Raw genomic sequence first — 20,390 nt, 5'->3', positions numbered from 1 at the left:
GAGAAGAGGAGCGTTAAGAATGACTTTTAAGATCTACTTCCAACCTGACAAGACGATGACTCCCCGGCGGGAAAACACGCAATCAATCTACGTTGAAGCCGAATCCGAAGCGGCAGCTCGCCAACTGGTGGAAGCCAACACGGAATACAACATTGAATACATTGAACTGCTGAACGACAAGGCGCTGGAATACGAGAAGCAAAGTCCGGCCTTCAAGCTCACGACGTTCTAAACGGATCCAGAAAAGCGGGGCTGGGGCAAAGACCCCAGTCCCTTTTTGCCTGGAAACGGAGGAAAATTGTGGTATGCATTTTTCAGTAATTATCAATGAAGTGGCCGGCAGCGGCAATGCTGCCAGTGCCTGGGGAAAAGTGCAAACCGCCCTGAACCAACGGGGCGTTGCCTACACCCCCTACATCAGCAAAGAGCCCGGCCATGCCATCTACCTTAGCCGCAAATTGGCCGAGCGGCTTGCCGGTCAAACTGAGGAAATCGTGCTGGTTGTCGGTGGCGATGGGACCTTGCACGAAGTAATCAATGGCTTGATGCAATGTCCCGCTAATCACGCCCACCCCCTCCCGTTGGCCTACATCGCGTGTGGCACTGGAAACGACTTTGCCCGGGGCTTTGGGATTGCCATGGACCCCGTGGCAGCCCTGGACCAAATCCTGGCGGCCACCAGTCCGCATATGATTTGTGTGGGCCACTACGTTGAAGGAATTAAAAGCGAAGAGGGCTACTTCTTAAATAACGTCGGGATCGGTTTTGACGCTGCAATCGTCAGTCGGACCAATAGCTCGAAGCGCAAAAAGAAGATGAATAAATTCCACCTGGGTCACCTTTCCTACGTGGCCAATGCTTTGGGCGCCTTGTACGATCAAGCCCCCTTTGAATTAATGGTGGAAAACGGGAAACACCGCGACTTTTTCCGCAAGGCTTACATCGTGATCGCCTCCAATCATCCCTTCATCGGTGGGGGCTTTCAAATTGCGCCTGAAGCCAGTCTGACCAAGCCGGGCTTGGAATTATTGGTCGCCGAACGGCAAAATTGGCTGATCACCTTCATCCAACTGTGGTGCTTTGCCCGGGGCAAACTGGCCCAATCCCGCTTTGCGACCCGCTATGCGGGCCGCCAACTGCGGTATTCCACGACGTCTTTGGAATTCGGCCAAATGGACGGGGAAGAAATGGGCAATCGCTTTGTCGATTTGACCCTCGATACCATTGCGTACCCCTTCTGGCAAATCCCACACCATCAAACTAAATCGAACTAAAGCGGCTGAGCAGAAACTATCTTTTCGGCTAAAGCTTAGCAAGTAGCAACAACAAAAAGCGCTAGCAATCAACGTTTTCAGTAACGTGGTTGCTAGCGCTTTTGAATTTTTAAGACTTTTTTCCCAACTTCTTTGATAGGGACCTGGCTTTTGGTCCCACTAGCCAAACTTTACCTGTCCCTTCGGCTGGGAGCTGGGCGCAAATTTGGCTAATAAGCGCGACAGCTCTAAGCGCCGTTGGGGTTGCGGGATAAAGATCCCCATTTTTTCTTTGTCAAAGCCGGTCACTAATTTGGTCCGGTCAAAAATCACTGGGTTCTTCAAAATCCGTGGCGCGACCTGAATCGCCGCCGTCAATTCATCAATTGTGACGACTTTTTTATCCAGTTCCAGGGCCTTGGTATCCCGCGACCGTAAAGAGATTAAATCATCCGTCCCGTTAATCGACAGCGCCAGCAGCTGGCGCACTTCTTGCTTGGTTAACGGTTGCTTTTCCAAATTGCGCTGCTTGACCTCAATGCCATGCGCCGTCAGCCAATTGACCGCCTTGCGCTTCGACGGATCATTCGTGTGAAAATAAAGATTAACCATCGTGCACCTCGCTTCATAGTTTATCACCATTGTAGCAAGTCCCCACGCCTTTGACGTCTTTTCACAAACGACTTAATAAATCTTTAGAAATTCCGAACGTTAGTCAATCCCCAGGGCCGCCTGCCAATTTGCCCACAGGGTCGCTTCGGCCTTTGGATCCGCTGCCCGAGCATAGGCCCCCTGACTCAACGTCGCCAGGCGGTCTGGTGCTTGCAGCAAGGCAATCAACCGGCTGGTCAGGGCCGCTACATCCCCATTGGACACCAGTTCGCCGTTAACCCCCGCTTCGACTAATTCCCGGGGGCCATACGGGTAATCGTAACTCAAGACTGGCAACCCGTGCGCCAGCGCTTCGCCCATCGCTAGGGGCCGGTTGTCACTATCGCTGGCATCAACCAGGAGCTGGGCCTGATCATATGCGGGTGCCGGATCTAGTACGTAATCGGCTAATTCGACCACTCCTTGCAGACCCGCGGCTTCAATTTGGGCTTGGTAGGCTTCGTGGTCGCCGCCATAGCCATAAATCTTCAACCGCGCCGTCGGCAGGGCCTGGTGGACGGTCGCAAAGGCCGAAATCAAGGCTGGCGTCCCCTTATCTTCGCCGGTCCGACCCACGGCAATTACCAAGCCGCTTTGGCGTTGGTCAAAGGGAATGGCCGGCGCGACTGGGTCACTGGTGGACGGCAAGGTGTAGAGCTTGGCTTTCTTACCAAGACGTTGGCGCAAGGCCGCGGTTTGGGCCGCCGTGGGCACCAAAATCCCGGTCCACGCCTTGAGGTTTTGCTTGGCCAAGGCTTCCGCATAAATCCCTAGAAACGGCGCGGTAAGTGGGTCCTGACCACCGGCCACGTGGTTGGTGGCCAACCACAAAAAGCGCTGGGCCCGCTTGGCCTTCATCAGCAAAAGCGGGTGAACAACCGTCCCGGGCCGGTCGGCAATAAAGGTCGCCTGCCCGCCGGCCTGCCGGTTTAATTCATCAAAGAAAAAGGCGGTTAGTTCATCGGCATGCTCAAAGTAATAATCCTGCCCCTGGTAATCCCGTAAGACCAGGCGCGAGTTCAGGGCCGTCCCCGCCGTCGATTCAACAAAGTAGGATTCCAAATACACCGTCCCATCCGGCCGGTAGTAACGGACGTAGTACTTTTCCCCATTCTTGGTGCCGTAAAATTCTTCCAGTGCCTTAAAGCCCCGCAGGTCGTAGCGTTGGATCATCGTCAGCTGGCCAGTTTGATCATACCAATCAACGTGTTCGACCTGGCCAAAGGTGCCCCCGAAGAAGTGAATTTCACAGATCACTTGGCTCCCTACCTTAGCGACGCGGAAATTGTTACCACTGCCGACTAAATAAGCGGCCGGCAAGTGGAGGTCTTCAACGTGGAGCTCTTTAGCCGTGACGTTTTGCGCATCCCCAAAGAAATCATGCAAGGTCACCACTTGTTCATAGGTCAAGCCCAATTCCGCTAAGGTTTGCGCAAGGTTCAGCGCGTGGCCCGTCAAAGCCAGCTTAGCGGGTTCCCCGTGCCGCTTAAAGAGTGCTAAGCGTTTAAACTCCGTGTGCTCCACGCTGGAATTGCGCTCAAAAATATATTCATTGACAAAGTATCTCATGCTTGCCACCCCGCTAAATCATTAATGATTGTCTGATATGCCGCCATGATGTTGTCCTCGGAATACCGGTGGGCATCCTCGTAAGCCCCTTCACTAAAGCGGGCTAATTTGTCCTGATCGCTGAGCAGGTCGATAATCTTGGCCGCCAGCTGGTCGAGGTTGCCATTTTCGGTTAGGTAGCCGGAATGGCCATCGACCACGATGTCACTAGGGCCGTACGGAACATCGTTGGCAATTACCGGTAGCCCGTAGGACAAGGCTTCGACCAGGGCCATTGCCAAGCCTTCGCCCCGGGTCGGCAGGACCATCAACTGGGCTTTTTGATCAATTTCCGGCACCTGTTCGGCATAGCCGCGGAAGTGGACTGATTGCTCGATTCCTTCTTCGGCCACGATTTGTTTTAAGGTCTCGTCAAACTTGTCGTTGGCATACCCCCAGAGGTCCAACTGGGCATCCGGTACCGCCGCCAAGACTTTCGGCCACACCTTCAAAAGGTGATCCTGCTGCTTTTCTGGCGACAACCGGGCCACGACGACGACTTGGTGCAACTGGCGGCTGGCAAAGTCGACGCGTGGCGCGTTGAGTACTTCATCCGGGACGATCGCACTAGGTACCATGTAGACCTTCGAATCTTGCCACCGGGCCTTCACGTCCTCTTCTTGGTGCGGGGTCAACACACCGATCCCATCCCAAGCGGCGGCGTTCTTTAACCCCCAGTCGTAGTTAAAGTTCAAAGCCGAGTGCAGAATGTCGTCATTATTAATAACCTGGTCGTTGTGCAACTGCATCACCCGGAATACCCGCCGGCGCATGTGCAAGACCGCCCAGCCAATTTCAAAGACCCGGTCGACGATCAGCCCGACCTTTTGGCCTTCGTTGATGGCCGGATCGACGACAATTTGGTCGTAAAAGAAGCTGGTCAATTCATCGAGCCCATTGAAGTGGTAGTCCTGGCCGCGGAAATTGAGGTGGTAGCTGACCAGGTCCTGATCGCGGCGGTTTTTGAAGTGAAACTTGCTCAAAGCGAGCCGGCCGGTCGGGGTGTAGTAGTTTTCGGTCGTTATCTGATTGTTCCAATCATAAAGCTGTTCAACCGATTTAAAGCCCCGGACGTCGTACCAGACAACCTTGACCAGCTTGCCAAAGCGGTCAAAGATTTGTTGGTTGATGATTGTCTTTTGAGCGTTGTCGCGCCGGCGAACGTACATCACCCGTTGGCCGTGTTGGTAGAAGTTATAGTTGATCCCGTCAGCCTTCTTTTGCCACTTCGGGTCGAGGTGCAAATCGGCTAAGGTCACTGCTTTGCTGGGCACAGCAACGGCTTCTTGGAAGTAGTCAAATAAGTTGACGTAATCTTCGGGCGCCACACCAGCGTGGGCCATCACCTGGGCAAATTCATTTGAGTACTGCCGGGTCACAATCTTAGCTGGTTGGTTAAAGTGCTTAAATAATTTTAAACGCTTTAACTGGGCGTGTTCGATCCCCGATTTATTCTCTTGGAAGTTGTCATTCAAGAAATACAGCATATGCAATCCTTTCTGGTTAAACCGCCTTCGTTCACCGTCCTAGCTTACCAAGAGTTGATGAGGTAATGATGAACGAGCGCGGAATTTTCAAAAAAGCCGGGGCAGTAAGCTCCTGCCCCGGCTTTTGGTCGTGAACTGAATGATTATTGGTCCGCCACTGACAGTGAGTACATGGTGGTCTTGCCACCCGTTGTTACCTTAATATCATAATCCCCGGCGGAATTCAAGCGCACCTGGTGCTTTTACTCGGGAGCTTCCTCCCTAATTATATATACGCGAAACAGGACAAATTTTAACTTTATTTCACAAACTTTTTTAACTTCACCATTAAAAGCAGTCACCACGGGCTTAACGGGGTCCAATAATTCGACTGGTTCACAAGCCGCCCAAAAATTGGCCCCTTAACGCCAAAGCAGCTGCACCAGATCAAATTATCCGGTGCAGCTGCTGAACTACGGTTTAGTTATTATTGGTCATTTTGGTGAGCGGGCAACTTGTAGAGGTCATGAATTGATTCATGGTTGTGAATCCGGACCAAGGCCCCCTTAATCAGGGGCGCCACTGACAATTGCACCAGCTTGTCAAATTGCTTGGCGGCGGGCAACTTGATCGTGTCGGTTACCACCACTTGCTTCAGATCAGAAGCCTGCAGTTCGGCCGCGGCCTCCCCCGACAACACGGCGTGAGTCGCCACCCCGTAGATGTCTTTGGCACCAAACTTCTTTAACAGGGCTGCCGAAGCCGTCATCCGGTGGCCGGTATCTACGATGTCATCGACGACAATCGCCGTCTTCCCCTTCACGTCCCCGATAATCATATCTGGAATGTGTTCTTCACCACCGGCGGTCCGGTTGTCTTCGGTCCGCTTGTCCACGATGGCAATTGGGGCCCCGCCAATTAATTCCGCAAAGCGCCGCACTAAGTTAACCCCCGCATGGTCGGGCGCCACGATCACGACGTTCTCACTTAACCCTTGGTCCAAGAAGTATTGGATCAAGGTCGGCGCCGCCATCAAGTGGTCAACTGGAATATCAAAGAACCCTTGCACTTGCGGAGCGTGCAGGTCGATCGTGATCAACCGGTCGATTTGGTCCATTTCCAAGAGGTTGGCTACCAACTTAGCCGTAATTGGTTCACGGGAGCGGGCCTTGCGGTCTTGGCGCGCGTACCCGTAGTATGGCATCACGACGTTAACCTTCTTGGCACTGGCCCGCCGCAAGGCATCCACCATGATCAGCAGTTCCATCAGGTTTGTGTTCACCGGATCGGAAACGGCTTGGATTACGTAGACTTCACAGCCCCGCACACTTTCGTCAATCGTCACCGCAATTTCCCCGTCGGCAAAGTGACTGACCGTGCATTCATTCAGTGGCAAACCCAACAGCTCAGAGACCTTTTCGGCCAGGGGCCGGTTTGAGTTTAAAGCAAACAGACGCACTTGCGCCGCATTTTTCAATTCCGTCATCTTTTCCACCCTTCTGATCAACAATTACACCAATTCACCAATTATTATCACAATTCCCTGGTCTAATTGCAAGCGCAATGTGAGACCAATCTTGACCTAACAATCCGCGGGTGAAAGGTCGCCCATCCCGATCATGGGATCGATGGTCTGGGCTTCGACCAACGCCGGCGTTAATTCGACAGGATCAACCGAAGCCGGTGATGCCACCTGTGGGGTTTGGTGGTCAAACGGCAAGGCATCCGCCCCGGTCGAAAGGTTCGGATCGGCAACTTCGGCCGGGCTGGCTACCGTACTAGGGTCGTCAGGTTCCGCCGCACGCGGCCCTTTTGGCGCCGTTGGTGGTTGGGCTTCGCCCGCAAAGGCCGCGGCCACCCGCTCCGTCAGGGTCGTATGCCGGTAGTTGGGCGGCGTATTGGCACAGTAGACAAAGGCCTGGGGGTCGCCAATCAGCATCAAGGCCCGGGCGGCCCGGGTCACTGCCGTGTACAGTAAATTGCGCTGCATAATCGTCGGGGCGTTCGGACTCGCCGGAAAATAATCCGGCACCAGCGGCAAGATAACGACCGCCGCCTGGCTCCCCTGGGCCTTATGAATCGTCATACAGTAGGCCAACTGCAAGGCCCCCACGTCTTGCGGCCGGGTGTACTCAACTTCTGTGCCGTCAAAATCAACGATTAATTTTAAGGCCGCCTTGCTCTGGCGGTTGGTATGTTCCGCAGTCGTCCCTTCAATTGATTGGATCATCCCGAGGTCGCCGTTAAAGACGTTCTTATCCGGATCGTTGACCGTCTGCATCACCTTATCGCCAACCCGAAAAACCCGGCCGTTGCCGAAGGTGACCTGGGGTTTATCGGTGGCTTCAGGATTCAGTTGCGCTTGCAAGTAAGTGTTTAAATACTGGGTTCCGGCCGGCCCCGCGTGAATCGGGGCCAGGATTTGAATTTCCATTAAGGACAAACCATGGCGCTCGTGATAAAGCTTCACTGCTTCCGTAATCATCGCCGGGACCGCGGTAATTGGCGCCCGGAAAAAACGCCGCCGCTGATACTTGGCGGGATCCGCCGGGGCAAACAGCTCGGCTGTGACTTCCCCAGCGTTAATCGCCCGCGCCAGGGGAATAATCGATGAATCCGCCGCCTGCCGGTGGATCTGGTTCAAGCGAATCTGGGGCAGGGCTGGAACCGCCAGCAAGTCCCGAAAGACCTGACCGGGCCCGACCGATGGCAACTGATCAAAGTCGCCGACCAAGACCACCCGGGTTTTGGGGCCAACCGCGCGCAAGAGTGCCGCGAACAAGGTCAAACTGGTCATCGACATTTCATCGACGATCAATAATTGCCCTGGCAATTCATCATGGACTTCATTAACCAGCGTTTCGTCGGTCACTTCCGCCGTCAACCCCAGTAACCGGTGAATCGTTGAGGCTTCAATCCCGGTCACCGCACTGATTTGCTTGGCGGCCCGGCCGGTCGGCGCCACCAATAAGACTTCGCTGGGCTGGGCTTTCGGGTGCAACTTTAAAAAGGTTTGGACAATTCCCTTGACAATCGTGGTCTTCCCGGTCCCTGGCCCCCCAGTCAGCAACATGACCGGTTTGGTCAACGCCAGCTCGATCGCTTCTTTTTGGATCTGATCGTATTCGTAGGGCTGGTCGGCTTCCACTGCCGCCAATTTGGCCTGCAGGCGCTTGGGTGTCGGCGCCTTGAGGGTTGATTTTTCAATCAATTCATGCAAACAAGCGGCAATCTGCCATTCCGCCGTATCCAGGGCCGCCGGATAGATATGTTCCCCGTCAGCCACCAACTTTTCTTCCGTCAGCAGGCTGGCAAAGGCCGCACTGACCTGCGCGCGACTGACTTGCCCGCTGCGGCTGACCAAGCGCAGGGCCGCACTTAACAAGCGTTCCTGATCGACCCAGCTGTCCCCGCTTTGGTTTGTCAACTGTCGGGTACTGGTCAGCAGGGCGGCTTGCAAGCGACGCGAATCGGTCACAGACACCTGATAGTAACGTCGTGCCAACTCATCGACCCGCTCAAAGCCCAGCTCACCATCTTCCAGCTTTAACAGGGCGTATGGATCAGTGGTCAACTGCGTCAACGTCTGGGTGCCAAAGCGGTCAAACACCACGTTGACCAGCCGCTCGGACAGCCCATATCCCTTCAGTTGTTCAATGATCTTCCCGGTCGTATTGCCAAAGTCGTGGCTGGTAAAAAAATCGATCAGCCGCTGCTGATCGCCAATCCCAAAGCCAGTCACCGTCTTTAAAACTTGCGGATCATCGGTGACCTGCTTCATTGCTTGCTCTCCCAAGCCCTTGAAGACCGCCTGACTCGACTTCTTGGGAGCGTGCAGCGTTACCCCGTGGTATTTGACAAAAGTCGCTAACTGGGGCGGATTTTGCGGTAAAACGACGTGCACGCCCGAAGAAGCAAACTGCAAGCCGTAGCGTTTATCTTCGACCACCCGGCCCTCAAATTCGTAGCGATCACCTTCAACCACTTCGCCCAGCTGTCCTTTGACGGTAATCTCGCTTTGGTCCCATTCAAAATTGGCCTCCTCCACTTTAACCGCCAAGATCCGAAATAAGCCCCGCTCAAAAATGACCACCTTGACCTTGCCAATCAGCGAAGTCGGCCCAGTGGTAGTCACCTTGTCACTGTGTTCAACTGGTAATTTATCCCACGCCATCCCGTTGTCCTTTCTTAATTTGCCACCGCTTCGCTAAAGCGGGCCACCATTTGGGCGCCGTACCGCCGGTTGGTGGTCAAATGCCCAATGAACCGGTAAACCTGGCCCTCCCTGACCGGGCCAACGGGGCCGGTGACCGTAATCATTGGCTGCGGCCAAGGTAAGTCAGTGGTCAGCACCATTACTTCTAAAATACGAAAGAAGCCATCGGCGAAGGCGACTCGCTTTACCACCCCCGTCAATGACCCTTCCGGTGTTGATTTACTTTTCGTCATGACCGCCCAACGCCTGCAAAGTGTGCTCAATTTCGGCAATCTTTTGTTCACTCTTCGCGTAGTAATCCGGATCCAATTGCTTGGCTTGCGTCAGGAAAGATTCGTACGGTTCGCCCAACGCCATGGCAACCAAGCCCCGGTTAAACTGGGTATCGGCCCGCCCCGGGTGCCGCTTTAAGATCCGATCATAGTAGTCCTTGGCCGGCTTAAACTCACCCAGTGCCAAGCACGAATCCCCCAGGACTTGGGCGATTTCTGGATCAGTGGGCCGCAAATCCAGGGCCGTCAGTCCATAGGCGACGGCTTGCTTGTAGGCTTGCTTTTTCATGTAGCTTTGGGCCAACATCAAGTAAGCATCCCCCTTGAGCTTGGCATCTTCAATCTGGTTGTAGTAGCTGATCGCCCGGTCCACGTGGCCAACGGAGTAATACAGATTCCCTAAGCCATACTTCAGCAAGTTGACCGCCTTTTGGTCCCCCTTGGGTTCAAAAATCCCCAGCGCCTTCATAAAGAGTTCTTCGGCTTGTTCGTAGTCTTGCAACCGCGTTAATAACGAGCCCAAATCGTAGTAGTTATTGAACTTGTCCGGTGCCTCATTGATCGCTTCGACCAACCGGTGAACGAGTTGTTCGGTTTGCTTTTGTACTTTTTCTGTCATCTTTACACCTCTCAATTCTCCGAGGGACCTAAGCCACCACGGAACTTATATCGTATCGGTTGGATCAACGTGATCCTTGTGTAAGTATCCCGTCTCATTCCATTGCACCAACTGGTAATGCTCCCCATCGGCGGTCGCTAAAATCGTCGTCGAAGTATTGCTCAAGCCCCCCTTATCCTTCAGGTGGGCCAAGGGAAGTCCTAACAACCCATTGACGCCCGCATTCAACGCGGCCCCGTGGGAGACGACCAAGATATTTTGCTGCGGAAACTGGGTCACGTAATCGTGCACCGCCGCTTTAAACCGGGCAATCACCTGGGGAAAACTTTCGCCCCCGACCAAGGCGGCATCATAACGATCGGGGTGGCGGTGAAAATTCTCCTGCTGGGCCGGCCAGCGCGCCTCCACCTCGCTAAACTTCATTCCTTCCATCTGCCCGAGATCAAACTCGCGCAACCGCTCATCGGTCGTAAGCGCGACTGGCTCAGGTAAGGCCGCCACTAAGCGCTGCGCCGTGGCCTGCGCACGGGGGAGCGGGGAAACATAGGCGTGGGCAAAGGGAATTGGTGCCAAATAAGTGGCCAAGGCATCAATTTCTTTTAAGCTGGTCGCCAACAACGGTGAATCACCATGGGCCCCTTGGTAGCGGCCCTGCTGATTCCATTCTGTCTTGCCGTGTCGAATAAAATAAAGCTTCGTCATCGTGCACCAATCAATCCTTTTACCAAAATTCTAGGTCTATGATAGCAAATATTCGCCAGCCCGGGTCAACTTTTACCAAAAAAGCCGAAATTTTATCGCCTTTTAGCGTGTAAAAAAGACCGGTTGCGCCCGGTCTTTCAAAATTTTAAACGTATTGCAACTGCTTTTGTCCACTGAAGGCCCGGTCAATAATGGCACTGCCCAGGCATTCTTGACCGTCGTAAAAGACGACCGCTTGACCGGGCGTAATGGCGCGAGCCGGATCATCGAATTCGACGGTAACCATCGAATCATCATCCGCAATCGTCACCGTCACCCCTTCATCGACCTGACGGTAACGGAACTTGGCCGTGCAATGGAAATGCCGCCCGTAGCGGGTCACCACGTCGTCGACCCAGTGCAGGTCCGACGCTTCCAGGTGGGTGGCGTAGAGGTTGGGATGTTCATAGCCTTGCCCGACGTACAAGACATTCTTGGCCATGTCCTTCCCCACAACAAACCATGGATCATTATTTTCCTTGGTGCCGCCCAGGCCGAGGCCGCGCCGTTGCCCAATCGTGTAGTACATCAAGCCGGCGTGCTCACCCACGACCTTGCCGTCCAGCGTTTCCATCTTCCCAGGTTGGGCCGGCAGGTATTGCCCCAAGAATTCCTTGAAGTGGCCATCTTCACCGATAAAGCAAATCCCCACGGAATCCTTCTTATCCGCCACCGCCAAGCCAGCTTCCTTGGCAATTTGGCGGATTTCTGGCTTAGTGTAGTGGGCCAACGGGAACATTACCTTGGCCAATTGGGAGTGATCCAATTGAGACAGGAAGTAGGTTTGATCCTTGTGCGTATCCTTGGCCCGCATCAAGTGGGCATTACCATTTTCATCGCGCATCAAGTCAGCGTAGTGCCCCGTTGCCACATAATCGGCCCCCAATTGGGTCGCGTATTCGATAAAGGCCTTGAACTTGATTTCCTTGTTACAAATTACATCGGGGTTCGGCGTCCGGCCCTTCTTGTATTCGTTAATAAAGTACGTGAAGACCCGGTCCCAGTATTCTTTTTCAAAGTTGACCGAGTAGTACGGAATCCCAATTTGACTCGCAACTTTGGCGACGTCCTTGTAATCTTCCGTTGCCGTACAAACCCCATTTTCATCGGTATCATCCCAGTTTTTCATGAAGACGCCCACGACATCATAGCCTTGGCGCTTGAGCAAAAGGGCCGTGACACTGGAGTCCACGCCCCCGCTCATCCCCACGACAACCCGGGTTTGACTGTTATCAGCCATGCATTCTCACCATCATTTCTCATAGATTCTGGAACGAATTACGATTGAAGGTCGCATGTCCAGTAACGACCATTGTACCAAAGATTGGCCCAAAGGTCATGGCAGAGCCCTTATTCTTGCTCATGGGCAGCTTAAATCTTTTCGAAAATCCCCCGCGTTACCATTTCATCCAAGATGAAGTGGTACTGGAGAGTAAATTCCGCTTGGCGGGCATGGGTAAAGATGTTGACCTTATTGAATCCCGTCGCATTCACCGTCTCCATCTTAAAGCCGCTCAAATCACCAGCCACGGTAATGATCAGCCGGGCCGCCGGCTGAAAGGGATTGGTGCGATCCAAAGAACCACTGTACTTGTAATTGCCCCGCTTGGACTTTTCAAAGCCCAGGTCTAACAGCGTGTACGGCTTGATTTGCGGGCTGATCCGGTAGGTATCGGCATCGCCAGCCAACTTGATTTGTGCTTGGTATTCCATCAATCTTCCCCCAACTTATCCTTTGATCCGGCGAATGATCTTCACCACCGTTGCGACAAACTGATCGATTTCAGCCGCGGTATTTAAAGCCCCGAAGCTGACCCGGATCGATTCACTGATTCGCGGTGAATCCGCCCCGTACATCGCCGTTAAGACGTGCGAAGGTTCCAGGCTGCCGGCCGTGCAGGCCGAGCCCCCCGACACGGCAATCCCAGCCAAATCAAGGTTGGTCTGCATAATATAAGTCGAAACGCCCTTTAACCACAGGTTCAGCACGTGATTGAGGTTATCTGGCGCTACACTGCCGTTGATTTCAAAGTCAATCCCCGCCGCGGTTAAGCCCGCGATGATCTGTTGCTTAAAATCATAGTAGCGCGCTTGGCGGGCGGCTTTTTCCGCCGGGGTATCCAGGGCGACCGCCTTGGCAAAGGCCGCAATCGCAGGTACGTTTTCAGTTCCGGCCCGGCGTTTGGTCTCCTGGTCCCCCCCCTTTAAGTAGCTTGGGAAGTTGATCCCGCGCCGCCGGTACAAGAAGCCCAGCATCTTGGGGCCATTGAGTTTATGGGCCGAAGTCGACAAAAGGTCAATGTGATCGCGGTGGACATCAATGTCTAATAGCCCGTAGGCTTGCACCGCATCAGTATGGAACCAGGCCTGGTGATCAGCCAAGCGGGCCCCAATTTCGGCAATCGGCAACCGACTGCCGACTTCATTGTTGCCCATCATAATCGAGACCAGAATCGTTTCGTCATCCAAAGCGGCTTCAAAGTCGGCCAAGGAGATCTGACCGGCTGCATCAACTGGCAGGTAAGTGACCCGAAACCCTTGGGCTTCCAAGTACTTCATCGGCTTGAGGACCGCTTCATGTTCAATCGCGGTCGTGATAATGTGCTTGCCCAAATGTTGGCGGGTCAAGGCAGTTTGAATAATCGCCGTATTATCGCTTTCCGTGCCCCCACTAGTGAAGACAATCTCATCATCCAAAGCGTGAATGCTCTGCGCAATCACGTGCCGGGCGTCTTCTAAGACCTGCTTGGCCTGCCGGCCGTAGCCATAACCCGTTGAGGCATTCCCCCAGGCCTGGTGAAGATTTTCGACGAAAGTGTCAATCACCGGCTGGGTCATCGGCGTCGTCGCCGCATTATCAAGATAAATTTCCGCCATTAATCCAACTTACCTTCTTTCATGGCTGCAAATAAGTGCAACAGCATCGCGGCCGAACGCCGCCCAGCTTCTAAAATAAATTCGTCAAAGGAGCCGCTGGCTTGTTCGTCCCCGGTATCCGACATTGCCCGGACCACCACGTATGGGACCTGGTGATCAAAGGCCACTTGCCCCACCGCGGCCCCTTCCATTTCAGCGGATAGCGCATCCGGGAAGTGGGCCTTGATCTTGGCAATTTGGGCTTGGCTGGCGACAAACTGATCGCCAGTTACGATCAAGCCCTGCTTAATGGTCAACCCCGTGGCCGCGCCCGCTTGGGCCAAGGCTGCTCCCCACTTCTTAGAAGCCGCATAGACTTCGGGTTGGCCAGCGGGCAATTGCCCATACTGGTAGCCAAAAGCCGTCACATCAACATCGTGGTAGGCCGTGGCCGTGGAAATTACCACGTCGCCGACCTTTAAGCCAGCGCCAATTCCCCCCGCGGAGCCAGAGTTGATCACGACATCGGCTCCAAAGTCGACAATCAAATGTTCTGCCGTCAAGGCCGCTTCCACCTTGCCGATGCCAGATTCCACCAGAATCACGGCCTGGTCGCTTAATTTCCCCTGGTGGTAGTGCTTATCGCCTAACGTTGTCACTTTTTCATCGACCAGTTGAGCGGTCAGCGTTTTGATTTCCTCTGGCATGGCACAAATAATTCCGAATTTCATTTTCTTTCCTCCGTTTTGCTTATCCAACAAAGAATAAGATCAAATAGACAATTACGATCGCCACACTCAAGCCCCCGATCGCCCAGTTTAACCGGTGCTTTAAGCGCGTTGTCCGCTCAGCTTCCAAGGCCTGCTTGGTTTGCTGCAAGTGGGCTTCGCGACTCAGATCACGCGGGGAGGGAGTCGACGGTGCGGCCTGGGCGGCTTGGGCCTGGCGGCGCCGGTATTCTTTGCGGGTTAATGGTTCTTCTGGCATGTTTTACCCCCGGGCGAGCCAATAGTAAATTGCACTAATTGTTTTTTGATCCTCAATTTCACCACGCTCGATCATCGCCAAGGCCGTTTGCCGGTCAAGCTTGACCATGGCCAATTCTTCATCCGCATCCTGGGGCAATTGATCCGCGACTGGACTCAGCCCCGTCGCCAAGTACGTCGTCATATATTCATCACAAAAGCCAATTGAGGTATAGGCGCCATTGATTTTTTCCAGGTGGGCCGCTTGCAAGCGGGTTTCTTCATTCATTTCCCGGATCGCGGCCCGGCGGGGATCCCCCCCATCGCGCGCGTCGACTTTCCCGGCCGGAATTTCATAGGTCAACTTTTGAATCGGCGCCCGCCATTGCTTCATTAAAATCACCCGGTCGGCCTCATCAATCATCAGCAGCGCCACGGCCGGGGCATGGTGGACCACTTCGCGGCGGGCCTGGCGGCCACTGGGGGTTTTAACTTGTTGGACTTCGACTTGAATCAACCGCCCGTCAAACACGGGTTGACGACTCAACAGGGTTTCTTCAAATTTCATTTCCGCGCACCGCCTTTACTTGCACGTGAGCCGCTTGCCAGCCCCGCCGACCAGCGACCAAGACCAGTTCAACTACCCGGCCCGGTTGCATCAAGCCCCGGCTGGCGGGTTCAATGGCTTGGGTGTGGACAAACACTTCGCCTTCGTCTGGGACTTCAATAAAGCCCCAGCCCTTGGCCCGATCAAATCTTGTTACTGTTCCTTCCACGCTGTTCCCTCCGTTTTCATTAACTTATTTTTCCAAAATACCATTTTCGGCTGGGCTTTTCAAATCTGCCCCCTCAATGCAAATAAGGGAGTGGGAAATAACCTTCTCGGCAAGCCGGATGGATAAGCTAGAACGAAGGTTGGCGCGGTACGCGTCGTTCTTCGTTCGTACTTATCCACTAGGCTTGCGGTTATTTCCCACGTGATCTGTGTAATATTCGAAAAACCAAAAAGAGGCTGGAAGAAAACATAGTTTTCTCCCAGCCTCTTATTTTACAACATTCGCGCCTTCAGCGCCGGAATGATTACTTTTCCAAACCTTCCGTTACCGTTGCCGGGAAGTTTTCCCGCACAACGTGAGCACAACGGGCACACAGAGTTGGGTAAGCTGCGTCGCTACCGACGTCTTCTTTGGTCATCCGGCACCGATCACAGACTTCACCTGGCGCGGCGGCTACGGCCACGGCGCTTTGGTCACTGAAGCGTTCCAATTCAGCTGGCGCTTCATCGGCGGCAGCTAAAGTTAACTTCGAAACCCCAAACAGCAAGGCGGCATCCGCATCCAAGCTGTTGACCAGTTCTAACTGGCTTGGCGTCAGGTAGTAAACGACACTGGCTTCCAAAGACTTCCCAATCAGCTTGGCATTCCGGGCTTCTTCCAGGGCCTTTAAGACGTGCGAACGTAATTCCATGAAGGCTTCCCACCGGCTCAGTAAGGCGGCTTCATCCGCAAAGCTTTGCGGTTCGGGAATCTCCGTCAATTGAACAAAGGCTTCTGGTTCATCCATGTATTCCCAGACTTCTTCGGTTGTGTGTGGCAAAATCGGCGTCAGCAACTTGACCAAGGTCGTCAGAATTTCATAGAAGACCGTTTGCATCGACTTCCGAGCTAAGGACTTGGCTGGTTCGATGTAGAGCACGTCCTTGGCCACGTTCATGTAGAAGGCCGACAAATCGTTGTTAACAAAGTTAATCAAGCGCTTGTAAGCATTCAAGAAGTCGTATTGGTCAAAGTCATGGCGCATGGCCGCTAAGAAGTGGTTGAACTTCACCGTCATGTAACGGTCAACTTCGAGCCGCTTTTCAAAGGAAACCGTATCTTGGGCTGGCGCAAAGTCAGCCGTGTTGGCCAACAAGAAACGGAAGGTGTTCCGCAACTTCCGGTAGGCTTCCGAAATTTGTTGGAAGGTCCCCATCGAAACCCGCACGTCAGCGGAAGTGTCTGCGGACATGACCCAGAGCCGGATGATTTCGGCCCCCATGTCACTGACCACCTTGGCCGGATCGATCACGTTCCCCAAGGACTTGGACATCTTGTTGCCCTTCTTATCCAAGGTGAAACCTTGCGACAAGATCTGCTTGTACGGGGCGTGACCCGAGACCACCACGCTGGTGATCAAACTGGAGTTAAACCAACCCCGGTACTGGTCAGAACCTTCCAAGTACAGATCAGCCGGGTAAGTCAGGTTGTCGCGTTCGGCCAGAACCCCTTGGTGGGAGGAACCCGAGTCAAACCAGACGTCCATGATATCAGTTTCCTTGGTAAAGACGCCATTTGGTGAATGTTCACTGGTAAAGCCGTCCGGCAGCAAGTCCTTGGCTTCCCGTTCAAACCAGACGTTGGACCCATATTCCCGGAAGAGGTCGGAAACGTGGTTGATCGTTTCTTCGGTCATGATTGGCGTGCCGTCTTCCGCGTAGAAGATTGGCAAAGGAACCCCCCAGACCCGTTGCCGGGAGATCACCCAATCGCCCCGGTCGCGGAGCATGTTGTAGAGGCGGACCTTCCCCCATTCTGGCTTGTATTCCACTTCGTCAACTGCCGCGAGAATTTCATCGCGCATCTTGTCAATGGAAACAAACCATTGGTCAGTTGCCCGGAAAATGATTGGTTGCTTAGTCCGCCAGTCAAATGGGTAGGAGTGCTTAAGCGGTTCTTGCAACAAGAGCGCATTATTTTCCGCCAACTTGGCCAGGGAAATATCATCCGCGTCTTGGTAGAAGACCCCTTCAAAGCCCTCGCCCGCTTCGGCCGTCAGCTTCCCTTGGTCGTCAATTGGAGCAAAGATCGGTAAGTCGTATTGCTTCCCAAAGCGGTAGTCATCGTCCCCGTAACCAGGCGCGGTGTGAACTAACCCCGTCCCGGTATCATCAGTAACGTAATCACCTAACCCAACCAACAGCTCGCGGTCCAAGTATGGGTGCTTGGTCGTCATCCCTTCTAACGCTTGTCCCTTAACGACTTGCAGGGTTTCAACGTCTTCCCAGCCTAACTTTTCCGTCAGACTAGCCAGCAGACTGCCGGCCACGACAAACTTCCGGTCATCATTGGCTGGCTTAACCACGACATATTCGTAATCCGCGTTCACCGCGACGGCTTCTGACGCTGGAATCGTCCATGGCGTCGTCGTCCAAACCACCATGTAAGTATTGTCATCCAAGAGGTCCTTGCCATCTTTGACTTGTTCCACAAAGAAGGCCGTCTTGGCTACAACATCGTGGTATTCGACTTCCGCTTCGGCCAGGGCCGATTCGGAAGACCAGGACCAGTAAACGGGCTTCTTAGCTTGGTATAACAAGCCCTTCTTGGCAAAGGCACCAAAGACTTTGATTTGGGCCGCTTCAAATTCCTTGTGCAGGGTCAAATAAGGGTGTTCCCAGTCCCCGCTGACCCCCAAGCGCTTAAAGCCGGCCATTTGCTTTTGCACTTGTTCTAAGGCAAAGTCCCGACACAGGTTGCGAAATTCCGCCGTTGACATCTTCTTGCGGTCGTGACCGGCCTTGGTCAATTGGTGTTCAATTGGCAGCCCGTGCGTATCCCAACCGGGGACGTATGGCGCCCGGTAGCCACTCATTGATTTGTAACGGACGATAAAGTCCTTGGAAATCTTGTTCATGGCGTGGCCAACGTGGATGTTCCCGTTGGCGTATGGTGGGCCATCGTGCAGCACAAAGGTTGGCTTCCCTTCGTTTAACTTTTGCCGTAGTTGATATACTTTATTTTCTTCCCACAGCTGTTCCCGCTTACCTTCCGTTTCCGGCAAGCGGCCCCGCATCGGGAACTTGGTTTTTCCCAAGTTTAAGGTGTCCTTAACGCGCATCTTGCTTTCCCCCTAATTAATTTTTCCAAGCCGATCGGACTTAGAAATTGCTATGTTTTGCCAATCACGGCTCCTGGCCCAACCGAAATAAAAAAGACACTGCATCCAACAAAAGGGACGAAGTGTCTTCGTGGTACCACCCTGGTTCTCTAGGGGTTGCCCCCTAAACTCAGTCATTTGCTAACGGTCATGAACCGGCATCGCCTACGGATCAGCGACACACTCGAGGTGATTTACAAACAAGCTGGATCACCGGTCTTGCACCATCCACCGGTTCGCTGTCATCCGTTGCCGTTTGCCCGTCCTCGTCATTGCTTTGGAGCCTTTACCATTAGTCAGCCGGCTTCTCCGTTGCTTCCGGGAAGATAACGACCGTTTCGCCCTCTGGGGCCGGTGCTTCACTCGCCGCGGCCGATGCTTGTGGCGTGGGCGTTGCTGCGCTGACTGCTGGTTGATCAGTTGCCGTTGATTCTACACTCTCATTTGAAACCTTGTCAACCCTTGAGCCCAAGATCTTTTCAATTTCATCATATTGACTTAAATCGTCATTGGCCAGCAGCTCGTCCCAATCCTTGCTCTTAACGACTTCTAATTGGGATTCCAACATAACTTGCAAGCGTTGGCGGAAAATCCGGGTTTGCTTCTTCAAGTCATTGGTTTCCGTCGTCAACTTGCGCGTTTGACTGGCCGCGTTTTCAATCACCGCATTGGCCTTGTCGTTGGCCTCCGAAACAATATCGGTCGCTTGCTTTTGGGCTTCCCGAACGACAATTTCGGCTTCTTTTTTCGCGTTGCTCTTCACCTTATCAGCCGCTTCTTGGGCAACCAAAATCGACTTGTTTAAAGAATCCTTCAAGTCCGTGAAGTACTTGAGCTTTTCTTCGTTGGCCTTGACCTGTTCACTCAGTTCACGATTCTTTTCGGTCAAATCTGCTACCGTAGCAGCCATTTGCTTCAAAAAGTCGTTAACTTCATTCGGGTTGAACCCCCGCATCTTGGTGTCAAATTTCTTGTTTGCAATTTCATCCGCCGTTAACGTCATTTCAAATTCCTCCAAATCATGCTTTCACGATCGCCATTTCCACGCGCAATTTATCCTTGCGGTTCCGATTACCGACCGCTTGCAAGCGCAGCCGCCCAGCGTGGCGAACCGAAAGTAAATCATATTCGTCTAACTCATAGTCCGGGCGATCAATCGTTTCCCAGTTGACCCGCACCAAGCCCTTTTCAATCGTTTGCTTGGCCCGGTTCCGCGAATAATTAAAGCCCGCGGCCACTACGGCATCCAAGCGTAAGGACGCTACCGTGGTCTGCAATGGTTCCCAATCCACATCCGGCGTTAACACGGCCGCAAAATCAACGGGGACAAACTTAACCCGCGCCTTACCCACGTGGGTAATTTCCTGGCGAATAAAGGGCGCCAGTTCTTGCTTGACCACCACTTGAAAGCGCTGCTCCTGACGTAAAATGTCGCCAAAGGCCGTTCGCTCTAAGCCTTCACCAATTAAAGTCCCCATGACTTGCCGATGATGAAGTTCCATAAACTTCACCGGATAAGCTACCGCCAACAAGGCCAGGTTAAAATCAGCGGCCGTCGGTTCAAAGTAAGCCGGATAAAACAACAAGCGTTGCATCTCCGCCCGGGGATACCCACCCCAGTGCGCTAATTTTACGTCATCAACTTGGTTCACCAAGGTTTGGGCAATGTAGACCTGGCGGGGATTAGCAAAATCCGTTAGCACCGGCCGGTATTCGCCACTGGCCTGCTGGAGCCAATCCTGAACCTGATCAATAAACGCCCCTTCTTCCGCCCGGAAGTGCTGTCGAAAATCACGTGCCATTTTTCTCTCCTTCACCCATGCGGCGC

Annotated in this window: 20 protein-coding genes; 2 read left to right on the top strand and 18 right to left on the bottom strand. The window is 53.5% G+C overall.

The features are described from left to right. Positions 1 to 19: 19 nt before the first annotated feature. Together BN54_RS00320 and BN54_RS00315 are read left to right on the top strand one after the other, a co-directional pair. Positions 20 to 232, top strand: coding sequence for a DNA-directed RNA polymerase subunit epsilon (locus tag BN54_RS00320; RefSeq protein ID WP_019205125.1), 213 nt, complete (start codon positions 20 to 22; stop codon positions 230 to 232). A 73-nt stretch (positions 233 to 305) separates the two neighbouring features. Beyond that, complete coding sequence (locus BN54_RS00315) at positions 306 to 1,274, top strand: diacylglycerol/lipid kinase family protein (RefSeq protein WP_019205124.1); 969 nt, start codon at positions 306 to 308, stop codon at positions 1,272 to 1,274. 159 nt (positions 1,275 to 1,433) lie between these two features. On the opposite strand, the gene BN54_RS00310 is transcribed toward BN54_RS00315, so the two are convergent. From BN54_RS00310 to BN54_RS00225, 18 genes are all read right to left on the bottom strand, one after another. Continuing rightward, on the bottom strand, positions 1,434 to 1,865 hold the full coding sequence (locus tag BN54_RS00310; RefSeq protein ID WP_019205123.1) for an ArsC/Spx/MgsR family protein: 432 nt from the start codon (positions 1,863 to 1,865) through the stop codon (positions 1,434 to 1,436). A 99-nt stretch (positions 1,866 to 1,964) separates the two neighbouring features. Continuing rightward, positions 1,965 to 3,473, bottom strand: coding sequence for a glycosyltransferase (locus BN54_RS00305; protein WP_019205122.1), 1,509 nt, complete (start codon positions 3,471 to 3,473; stop codon positions 1,965 to 1,967). Continuing rightward, complete coding sequence (locus BN54_RS00300; protein WP_019205121.1) at positions 3,470 to 4,999, bottom strand: glycosyltransferase; 1,530 nt, start codon at positions 4,997 to 4,999, stop codon at positions 3,470 to 3,472. Before BN54_RS00300 ends, BN54_RS00305 begins: the two co-directional genes overlap by 4 nt. Before the next feature lie 466 nt (positions 5,000 to 5,465). Continuing rightward, positions 5,466 to 6,464, bottom strand: a complete 999-nt coding sequence (locus tag BN54_RS00295) for a ribose-phosphate diphosphokinase (protein WP_019205120.1) — start codon at positions 6,462 to 6,464, stop codon at positions 5,466 to 5,468. A gap of 96 nt (positions 6,465 to 6,560) precedes the next feature. Beyond that, a complete protein-coding gene (gene recD2, locus BN54_RS00290; RefSeq protein ID WP_019205119.1) occupies positions 6,561 to 9,152 on the bottom strand; it encodes an SF1B family DNA helicase RecD2 in 2,592 nt (863 codons plus the stop codon). 14 nt (positions 9,153 to 9,166) lie between these two features. Continuing rightward, complete coding sequence (locus BN54_RS00285) at positions 9,167 to 9,427, bottom strand: YrrC family ATP-dependent DNA helicase (RefSeq protein WP_155818183.1); 261 nt, start codon at positions 9,425 to 9,427, stop codon at positions 9,167 to 9,169. Continuing rightward, positions 9,414 to 10,085, bottom strand: a complete 672-nt coding sequence (locus BN54_RS00280) for a tetratricopeptide repeat protein (protein WP_019205117.1) — start codon at positions 10,083 to 10,085, stop codon at positions 9,414 to 9,416. Before BN54_RS00280 ends, BN54_RS00285 begins: the two co-directional genes overlap by 14 nt. Before the next feature lie 45 nt (positions 10,086 to 10,130). Then, entirely contained in the window at positions 10,131 to 10,787 is a 657-nt protein-coding gene (locus tag BN54_RS00275; protein ID WP_019205116.1) for a histidine phosphatase family protein, read from the bottom strand. Between the two features lie 145 nt (positions 10,788 to 10,932). Further along, a complete protein-coding gene (gene mnmA, locus BN54_RS00270; protein WP_019205115.1) occupies positions 10,933 to 12,066 on the bottom strand; it encodes a tRNA 2-thiouridine(34) synthase MnmA in 1,134 nt (377 codons plus the stop codon). 131 nt (positions 12,067 to 12,197) lie between these two features. Beyond that, positions 12,198 to 12,539 carry a hypothetical protein gene (locus tag BN54_RS00265; RefSeq protein WP_019205114.1) on the bottom strand — a complete coding sequence of 114 codons (342 nt, stop codon included), beginning with the start codon at positions 12,537 to 12,539 and terminating at the stop codon, positions 12,198 to 12,200. A gap of 15 nt (positions 12,540 to 12,554) precedes the next feature. Continuing rightward, a complete protein-coding gene (locus tag BN54_RS00260; protein ID WP_019205113.1) occupies positions 12,555 to 13,703 on the bottom strand; it encodes a cysteine desulfurase family protein in 1,149 nt (382 codons plus the stop codon). Beyond that, positions 13,703 to 14,413, bottom strand: a complete 711-nt coding sequence (locus BN54_RS00255) for a 5'-methylthioadenosine/adenosylhomocysteine nucleosidase (protein ID WP_019205112.1) — start codon at positions 14,411 to 14,413, stop codon at positions 13,703 to 13,705. The genes BN54_RS00260 and BN54_RS00255 overlap by 1 nt, the downstream gene beginning before the upstream one ends. Before the next feature lie 19 nt (positions 14,414 to 14,432). Further along, positions 14,433 to 14,669, bottom strand: a complete 237-nt coding sequence (locus BN54_RS00250) for a hypothetical protein (protein WP_019205111.1) — start codon at positions 14,667 to 14,669, stop codon at positions 14,433 to 14,435. 3 nt (positions 14,670 to 14,672) lie between these two features. Continuing rightward, a complete protein-coding gene (locus tag BN54_RS00245) occupies positions 14,673 to 15,215 on the bottom strand; it encodes an NUDIX hydrolase (RefSeq protein ID WP_019205110.1) in 543 nt (180 codons plus the stop codon). Beyond that, positions 15,205 to 15,423, bottom strand: a complete 219-nt coding sequence (locus tag BN54_RS00240) for a cold-shock protein (RefSeq protein ID WP_019205109.1) — start codon at positions 15,421 to 15,423, stop codon at positions 15,205 to 15,207. Before BN54_RS00240 ends, BN54_RS00245 begins: the two co-directional genes overlap by 11 nt. A gap of 304 nt (positions 15,424 to 15,727) precedes the next feature. Then, complete coding sequence (ileS, locus tag BN54_RS00235) at positions 15,728 to 18,523, bottom strand: isoleucine--tRNA ligase (RefSeq protein WP_019205108.1); 2,796 nt, start codon at positions 18,521 to 18,523, stop codon at positions 15,728 to 15,730. Positions 18,524 to 18,854: 331 nt separating this feature from the next. Continuing rightward, entirely contained in the window at positions 18,855 to 19,565 is a 711-nt protein-coding gene (locus BN54_RS00230; RefSeq protein WP_019205107.1) for a DivIVA domain-containing protein, read from the bottom strand. Between the two features lie 16 nt (positions 19,566 to 19,581). After that, positions 19,582 to 20,364 carry a YlmH family RNA-binding protein gene (locus BN54_RS00225; RefSeq protein WP_019205106.1) on the bottom strand — a complete coding sequence of 261 codons (783 nt, stop codon included), beginning with the start codon at positions 20,362 to 20,364 and terminating at the stop codon, positions 19,582 to 19,584. Positions 20,365 to 20,390 lie beyond the last annotated feature (26 nt).

The organism is Limosilactobacillus ingluviei str. Autruche 4 (genome assembly GCF_000312405.1).
Classification (GTDB): domain Bacteria; phylum Bacillota; class Bacilli; order Lactobacillales; family Lactobacillaceae; genus Limosilactobacillus; species Limosilactobacillus ingluviei.
The sequence above is the reverse complement of the archived record's forward strand: the minus strand, read 5'-3'. Positions and strand labels throughout refer to the sequence as shown.

Excerpts from the sequence above, each read along its gene's own strand:
- BN54_RS00280 (WP_019205117.1), bottom strand. The coding sequence starts at position 10,085 with ATGACAGAAAAAGTACAAAAGCAAACCGAACAACTCGTTCACCGGTTG.
- ileS (WP_019205108.1), bottom strand. The coding sequence starts at position 18,523 with ATGCGCGTTAAGGACACCTTAAACTTGGGAAAAACCAAGTTCCCGATG.
- BN54_RS00310 (WP_019205123.1), bottom strand. The coding sequence starts at position 1,865 with ATGGTTAATCTTTATTTTCACACGAATGATCCGTCGAAGCGCAAGGCG.
- mnmA (WP_019205115.1), bottom strand. The coding sequence starts at position 12,066 with ATGGCTGATAACAGTCAAACCCGGGTTGTCGTGGGGATGAGCGGGGGC.
- BN54_RS00260 (WP_019205113.1), bottom strand. The coding sequence starts at position 13,703 with ATGGCGGAAATTTATCTTGATAATGCGGCGACGACGCCGATGACCCAG.
- BN54_RS00250 (WP_019205111.1), bottom strand. The coding sequence starts at position 14,669 with ATGCCAGAAGAACCATTAACCCGCAAAGAATACCGGCGCCGCCAGGCC.
- BN54_RS00255 (WP_019205112.1), bottom strand. The coding sequence starts at position 14,413 with ATGAAATTCGGAATTATTTGTGCCATGCCAGAGGAAATCAAAACGCTG.
- BN54_RS00305 (WP_019205122.1), bottom strand. The coding sequence starts at position 3,473 with ATGAGATACTTTGTCAATGAATATATTTTTGAGCGCAATTCCAGCGTG.
- recD2 (WP_019205119.1), bottom strand. The coding sequence starts at position 9,152 with ATGGCGTGGGATAAATTACCAGTTGAACACAGTGACAAGGTGACTACC.
- BN54_RS00225 (WP_019205106.1), bottom strand. The coding sequence starts at position 20,364 with ATGGCACGTGATTTTCGACAGCACTTCCGGGCGGAAGAAGGGGCGTTT.
- BN54_RS00275 (WP_019205116.1), bottom strand. The coding sequence starts at position 10,787 with ATGACGAAGCTTTATTTTATTCGACACGGCAAGACAGAATGGAATCAG.
- BN54_RS00265 (WP_019205114.1), bottom strand. The coding sequence starts at position 12,539 with ATGGAATACCAAGCACAAATCAAGTTGGCTGGCGATGCCGATACCTAC.
- BN54_RS00315 (WP_019205124.1), top strand. The coding sequence starts at position 306 with ATGCATTTTTCAGTAATTATCAATGAAGTGGCCGGCAGCGGCAATGCT.
- BN54_RS00245 (WP_019205110.1), bottom strand. The coding sequence starts at position 15,215 with ATGAAATTTGAAGAAACCCTGTTGAGTCGTCAACCCGTGTTTGACGGG.
- BN54_RS00295 (WP_019205120.1), bottom strand. The coding sequence starts at position 6,464 with ATGACGGAATTGAAAAATGCGGCGCAAGTGCGTCTGTTTGCTTTAAAC.
- BN54_RS00285 (WP_155818183.1), bottom strand. The coding sequence starts at position 9,427 with ATGACGAAAAGTAAATCAACACCGGAAGGGTCATTGACGGGGGTGGTA.
- BN54_RS00320 (WP_019205125.1), top strand. The coding sequence starts at position 20 with ATGACTTTTAAGATCTACTTCCAACCTGACAAGACGATGACTCCCCGG.
- BN54_RS00230 (WP_019205107.1), bottom strand. The coding sequence starts at position 19,565 with ATGACGTTAACGGCGGATGAAATTGCAAACAAGAAATTTGACACCAAG.
- BN54_RS00300 (WP_019205121.1), bottom strand. The coding sequence starts at position 4,999 with ATGCTGTATTTCTTGAATGACAACTTCCAAGAGAATAAATCGGGGATC.